The organism is Erwinia sp. S38, from assembly GCF_016624545.1.
GTDB lineage: Bacteria > Pseudomonadota > Gammaproteobacteria > Enterobacterales > Enterobacteriaceae > Erwinia > Erwinia coffeiphila.
In genome coordinates this window covers 1-4,319 of sequence record NZ_JACVTS010000054.1, presented here as the reverse complement: position 1 = coordinate 4,319, position 4,319 = coordinate 1, and the positions used below count along the sequence as shown (strand labels likewise).

Genomic DNA, 4,319 nt, shown 5'->3' with positions numbered 1-4,319 from the left:
CCAGCCCAACTGGTTTTCGAGCGCTTTTTCCAGACTGACGGGCGCGCGTGGGGGATCGTATTTTTCCGCCTGCTCCGGAGTGACAGGCTGCTGAGGGGCTTGTTGCCCCAGGGTGAGCTCTCGCCAGGCGTTGAAGCGGTTGATTAAGATTTCTGAAATGTAAAACTCTCGACCTAAGTCAAAAGGCATGGTACGCCAGATATCATTTGCTATATCTGAGGGTAAAAACTCTTTGGGCACCTTTAGGGGAGCTCCCGATCTAAAAGCTGCAGCATACATTTCATGCAAAGCGACTTGTGACTGTAAATAACCATCATTTTCTGCATTAGCCTTTCCCTGATCCCCCGGCGGGTATCCTCCGCCTAAATCAGAATGCATCCCCGGATAAACCACCTCCACGCTGTTGGCCGGATATTTGCCATTCGGCCGGCGGATTGAATCCAGCGGGAAGCACAGCCGCTGTTCATGGGATGAAACCAGGTGCACGCAGTGCTTGATCAGGCCACCGTACGTCTTTTCCACCGGCAGCTCCTGGGTTCCGTCCGCCCAGCCCATATGCCCTTCCGCCACCGGCGCGATATGGGCAACGCCCACCGAGGCGACCGTATCGATTAAACCGAGAAACTCTACGCTGAGCGGAATTTTCAGTTCCCCAATGGCCAGGCACTGTTCGGGCTTATCCTTCCCCTCCTCTGGCTTTGGCAGCAGCTCGCTAAGCCAGTTAACAAAGGTCCGCGCCGCCGCCGCGCCGCGTGAAAATCCGTACACGTAAAGCTTTATGCCCAGCAGCCTGGGTTTACCCGGCACGGCGGGCATCAGCGCTTTTTGCAGATCGGCCGACATATCTTTCAGCAGGCTCTGGAAAGTTTCGTAGCGGTTCGCGCTGCCGGTCAGCCCGAACGATGCCATCGCGGTGGCCATTTTCTCCAGCGCTTTCCAGCACTCGCCGTCCGAGAGGTTATCGTCACCCATCGTGCGCTTTAGGGCATCGATCAGCCGCAATAACCCCCAGTTGATTCGATCCTCGCCGTGCGTGGCTGCCGCCAGCCCCATCATACTGAAATCCAAATCCTTAACCTCGGGGAAGGGGGTGCCGACCCCGGGAATATAGTACTTATAGTATTTGTCATCGCCGCTGCCGATAGCATCCAGCAGCTCCGAGGCTTTTCCCGCCAGCCCACCGGCGTAGCCCTGACCGATAGCGGCGCGGAACAGGCGGGCGATATTGGTAGGATGCTTCGGATCGGAGTTATAGAAGTCGTGGTTAAGGTTATTCCCGGTGCCGTCAAAAAACAGGCTGATATGCAGGGTTTTACAGCAGGGCGGCTCCACGCGGCGCCCGGCGGCCAGGCACAGCTCCTGGCGGTATGCTATCTCGCGGCTGTCCTGCTTAGCGCAGTTCTCCCCAACCAGCGCGGCGTGGGTGGGCAGGCGCCCCTGCGCCGGAAACGCCGGTGGATACCACGCCAGATCGGTGATTATTTCGGACATACTTTCGGCTCCGTCATCTTAATCGGGTCCTTAATTGGATGGCCCGGCCGACCGTAACTTGCACAGCTGGTAGTCACCTTGACCTCGTCACAGGGTAAAAAATGTACCGTGATCCCGCAGGTCTTTTGCCCCGTATAATCCGGCACGGGCACAACCGTGCTGTGCTGCTTATTCTGGGCCTTCATTTTTTTTTCCCAGGCAAGATATTTTGCATCGTCACCAAAACCAGGAAAACCCTCCATATCTCCTACCCCGGTCTCCCAGTCGATTTTAGCCGTCATACCCGGCCGCCATTTCGACGGCACGCCAAAGCAGCAGCCCCCGCCGCCACCCTGATACGGCCCGATAATGTCTATTCCCGACTGGCCGTTCACGCTGAAGTGGTTGATCGCCCATTTAGTATGGTTGACCGCCTCAATGGTTCCGCTGCCGCCGCTGCGGATTTGCGCCTTCGCGGCAGGCTGGCTGCAGCCGGTCAGCAGCAGCGCACCCAGCGCCGCAAGGTAATAGCGTGATTTCATTTTGCATTCCTTTATTCAATGAACGGATTACGTGCACACTGCTTAGCCATGGCCTGCCGGCCAGGCATGGCTAAACAGTGCTGAGGGAGAGTGAGTGAAGATCGGTGATTATTTCGGACATACTTTCGGCTCCGTCATCTTAATCGGCTCCTTAATTGGATGGCCCGGCCGACCGTAACTTGCACAGCTGGTGGTCACCTTGACCTCATCACAGGGTAAAAAATGTACCGTGATCCCGCAGGTCTTTTGCCCCGTATAATCCGGTACCGGCACAACCGCGCTGTGCTGCTTATTCTGGGCTTTTATTTTATCTCTCCATTCCCTGTATTTTTTTGAATCAACGAAGCCCGGAAATCCCTCTGTATCTCCTACCCCGGTTTCCCAGTCGATTTTAACCGTCATACCCGGCCGCCATTTCGACGGCACGCCAAAGCAGCAGCCCCCGCCGCCGCCCTGATACGGCCCGATAATGTCTATTCCCGACTGGCCGTTCACGCTGAAGTGGTTGATCGCCCATTTGGTATGATTGACCGCCTCAATGGTTCCGCTGCCGCCGCTGCGGATTTGCGCCTTCGCGGCAGGCTGGTTACAGCCGGTCAGCAGCAGCGCACCCAGCGCCGCAAGGTAATAGCGTGATTTCATTTTGCATTCCTTTGATAAATGAACAGATCGGTTGCGTATTGCTTAACCACAATATCCGCCAGCCGCTAACGAATATCATCGTAAGAGAGCGTTCAGGATTCGGTATGATATCGTTCAGACAGAGCGCTTATCACCCAGTCCTCTCGTTCTTTGTCCAGCAAGATTCCTTTTTTCGTCGCAGAAAGCATGGCCTGGAAACAGGCCGAAAACCGTTCTTCCTGAGAAGTAAACCCGTCCTCAGCAATGTGCCGGTGGCGCAGCAACAGCTTCACATCGCAAATGCACATCAGGCATTCGAACTGACTATCGTTGAAGGCTATTTTCTGGCACTTTTCACTTTTTCCGGGCTGTGCCCCGTTACCTATCAGCAGCGCAGGATGGTTATCACGATCCAGCCAGCTCCAGAACAGCGCTGGGCGATGCAGCTGGGCCTGCTGCTCTGGAGACAAAATATCGGAGAACAAAAAAGGGAAAATTCTCGCATCAAAGTAGCGAAACAGACCCGCACGCCCCTCATGCGTTGCATCGGTGCAGTCCGTTAACCATTCCGCCAATGCAGAAAAAGACCACTGGGAACCGATCACCAGCAGCGGAGCAGTTTCTTGTGCTTTCTTCGCCAGCTCAATAAACCACTGCCGCTGCTGTGGGTCTTTTAGCGTAATCCTTACCAGCAGTGGAGCCTCTTCCTGCAGGGCATCCTCCGGTAATCCCTGGTAAAGAGACTGCCATTTAAGGTGGGGGCTAAACTCCTTCAGTACCGGGATAACTGAAAAATCGATACCGCACTGGTCAATAATAAAATCGAGGTGGTTAGCTTCAATTTCAGCACAGGTATGCTGAAGCTTGTTTATCCAATTGGTGATGCCGGACATGTTCAATTATGCCTCCCTTGGCACAAAACCCTGCGCAAGCTCCTGCGCCTTTTTAAGGCACTCTTTACACACTGACGATGGCAGCTCCGGCAGAGGAAAGTCCTGGCTCGTCGGGCCCATCCATTTATGCTGTCCCTTCAGGCTCAGCAAGCCAGGCCCATGAATCTCCACTTCACCCGCTGGAGTCAGCCGGATATAGGCCCCGCCGCAGGCAAGCGTGATCCCGTTTTTCGCCGTTAGCTGAAGATGGCCCTGGGTGGACTGCACCGTGACATCTTTCAGTGCCGTCAGCGAAAGCGTATCAGCATGTGACTCTACGGCCAGCGGGCCTTTAGCCGACACCAGGCGCATACCTTCCCGTTGAGCAAGCAAGGAGACAGCCTGGCTCGCGTTAACTGAATAGCGCTTCGCCGTACTGATGTTGATTTCGCCCAGGCTTTGCAGATACAGACCTTTCCCGCTGTGGACTAATGCCGATTCCGGGGTGACGGCGGCGATACCCTTCGGTGCTGACATCAGCAGCGTGGATTCTTTAAGCTCGCTGGCACCTGAAAATAATGCTCTCAGCGGCACAACATCCGGGGCAACATTATAGTGAGCCTGCGCAACGGGCCCCCATTCTGTCAGCTGGTTCACGGCCCCTTTCAGCAGACTGACCGCCGCCCCCATCTCCAGCACCTCGCCCTGCGCCTTCGACTGGCCATCCGCCGAGATAAATATCCCCTTCTGCGCCCGTATCGCGCCCCAGCTGTCCGTCCGCAGCTCAAAACCTTCGCCCCGCTTCTGCCGCTCG

The 4,319-nt window shown here is 55.7% G+C and carries 5 protein-coding genes; all 5 read right to left on the bottom strand.

What is annotated here, in order from left to right; genetic code table 11:
- A partial coding sequence (locus tag IBT46_RS26890) for a DUF2235 domain-containing protein (protein WP_200548113.1) occupies window positions 1-1,491 on the bottom strand: 1,491 nt, incomplete at its 3' end.
- Window positions 1,479-2,012: a DUF3304 domain-containing protein gene (locus tag IBT46_RS26885; protein WP_200548112.1), complete on the bottom strand. Its 534-nt coding sequence runs from the start codon at window positions 2,010-2,012 to the stop codon at window positions 1,479-1,481. The genes IBT46_RS26890 and IBT46_RS26885, both read right to left, overlap by 13 nt.
- Before the next feature lie 108 nt (window positions 2,013-2,120).
- Window positions 2,121-2,654: a DUF3304 domain-containing protein gene (locus IBT46_RS26880; protein WP_200548111.1), complete on the bottom strand. Its 534-nt coding sequence runs from the start codon at window positions 2,652-2,654 to the stop codon at window positions 2,121-2,123.
- Window positions 2,655-2,746: 92 nt separating this feature from the next.
- Window positions 2,747-3,526, bottom strand: coding sequence for a DUF4123 domain-containing protein (locus tag IBT46_RS26875; RefSeq protein WP_200548110.1), 780 nt, complete (start codon window positions 3,524-3,526; stop codon window positions 2,747-2,749).
- 6 nt (window positions 3,527-3,532) lie between these two features.
- The coding region (locus IBT46_RS26870) for a DUF2345 domain-containing protein (protein ID WP_200548109.1) at window positions 3,533-4,319 on the bottom strand (787 nt) is incomplete at its 5' end.

Excerpts from the sequence above, each read along its gene's own strand:
- IBT46_RS26885 (WP_200548112.1), bottom strand. The coding sequence starts at position 2,012 with ATGAAATCACGCTATTACCTTGCGGCGCTGGGTGCGCTGCTGCTGACC.
- IBT46_RS26880 (WP_200548111.1), bottom strand. The coding sequence starts at position 2,654 with ATGAAATCACGCTATTACCTTGCGGCGCTGGGTGCGCTGCTGCTGACC.
- IBT46_RS26875 (WP_200548110.1), bottom strand. The coding sequence starts at position 3,526 with ATGTCCGGCATCACCAATTGGATAAACAAGCTTCAGCATACCTGTGCT.